Origin of the sequence: Levilactobacillus enshiensis, assembly GCF_007115095.1 — a bacterium.
In the GTDB taxonomy this organism is placed as follows: Bacteria; Bacillota; Bacilli; order Lactobacillales; family Lactobacillaceae; genus Levilactobacillus; species Levilactobacillus enshiensis.
Genome location: NZ_SULH01000028.1, coordinates 1 through 1,920 on the forward strand (window position 1 = coordinate 1; position 1,920 = coordinate 1,920).

At 45.5% G+C, this 1,920-nt stretch carries 1 pseudogene; it reads right to left on the reverse strand.

The features are described 5' to 3' along the window. Positions 1–1,920 (reverse strand): annotated as a pseudogene (locus FAY32_RS14215) (hypothetical protein); the annotation flags it as partial.

Consider the following 1,920-nt stretch of genomic DNA (forward strand, 5'->3'; position numbering starts at 1 on the left):
AAGTGAGTATCTTTCAGAGAGTGAGTCCACGAGTGAATCTGAAAGTGAATACCTATCAGAGAGTGAATCCACATCTGAGTCCGAAAGCGAGTATCTTTCAGAGAGTGAGTCCACGAGTGAATCTGAAAGTGAATACCTATCAGAGAGTGAATCCACATCTGAGTCAGAAAGTGAGTATCTTTCAGAGAGTGAATCGACGTCTGAATCTGAAAGCGAGTACCTTTCGGAGAGTGAATCCACATCTGAGTCAGAAAGAGAGTACCTTTCGGAGAGTGAGTCCACGAGTGAATCTGAAAGTGAATACCTATCAGAGAGTGAATCCACATCTGAGTCAGAAAGTGAGTATCTTTCAGAGAGTGAATCGACGTCTGAATCTGAAAGCGAGTACCTTTCGGAGAGTGAATCCACATCTGAGTCAGAAAGTGAGTACCTTTCGGAGAGTGAGTCCACGAGTGAATCTGAAAGTGAGTATCTTTCAGAGAGTGAGTCCACATCTGAGTCCGAAAGTGAGTACCTATCAGAGAGTGAATCGACGTCTGAATCTGAAAGCGAGTACCTTTCGGAGAGTGAATCCACGAGTGAATCGGAAAGCGAGTACCTATCAGAGAGTGAGTCCACGAGTGAATCTGAAAGCGAATACCTTTCGGAGAGCGAATCCACATCTGAATCGGAAAGCGAGTACCTTTCGGAGAGTGAATCGACGTCTGAATCGGAAAGCGAGTACCTTTCGGAGAGTGAATCGACGTCTGAGTCGGAAAGTGAATATCTTTCAGAGAGTGAATCGACGTCTGAGTCCGAAAGTGAGTATCTTTCCGAAAGCGAATCTACATCAGAATCCGAGTCTATTCTGGTCAGCGAATCTGAGTCTGTTTCGACAGCGGAAAGCGAGTCAACCTCGATTCTAGAAAGTGAATCAGCCTCAACGAGTGAATCAGAAAGTGAATATCTTTCAGAAAGTGAGTCCACGTCGGGATCCGAATCTATTCTGGTCAGCGAATCTGAATCTGTTTCCACGGCGGAAAGTGAGTCGACATCAATTCTCGAAAGCGAGTCAGCTTCGACGAGTGAATCAGAGAGTGAGCATCTTTCCGAGAGCGAATCTACATCAGAATCAGAATCTATTCTGGTCAGCGAATCTGAATCTGTTTCCACGGCGGAAAGTGAGTCGACATCGATCTTAGAAAGCGAGTCAGCTTCGACGAGTGAATCAGAGAGTGAGTATCTTTCCGAGAGCGAATCTACATCAGAGTCCGAATCTATTCTGGTCAGCGAATCTGAGTCTGTTTCCACGGCGGAAAGTGAGTCGATATCAATTCTCGAGAGCGAGTCCACTTCAACTAGTGAGTCGGAGAGTGAGTACCTTTCTGAGAGCGAATCCACATCTGAGTCTGAATCTATTTCTATGGCTGAAAGTGAATCAACGTCAATTCTCGAAAGTGAGTCCGTTTCAACTAGTGAGTCAGAAAGCGAATATCTCTCAGAGAGCGAGTCCACATCGGAATCCGAATCCATTTTGGTTAGCGAATCTGAGTCTGTTTCGACAGCGGAAAGCGAATCGACTTCGATTTTGGAAAGTGAATCAACTTCAGCCAGTGAATCGGAAAGTGAGTACCTCTCAGAGAGCGAATCCATATCTGAGTCCGAATCCACTTTGGCAAGTGAATCCGAGTCTGTTTCGACAGCGGAGAGTGAATCGACTTCGATTCTCGAAAGCGAATCAGTTTCAACTAGTGAGTCGGAAAGTGAGTACTTATCAGAGAGCGAATCCATATCTGAGTCCGAATCCACTTTGGCAAGTGAATCTGAGTCCGTTTCGACAGCCGAAAGCGAATCAGTTTCAACTAGTGAGTCTGAGAGCGAGTACCTTTCTGAAAGTGAATCCACATCTGAGTCCGAATCTACTTTAGTCAGTGAATCCGA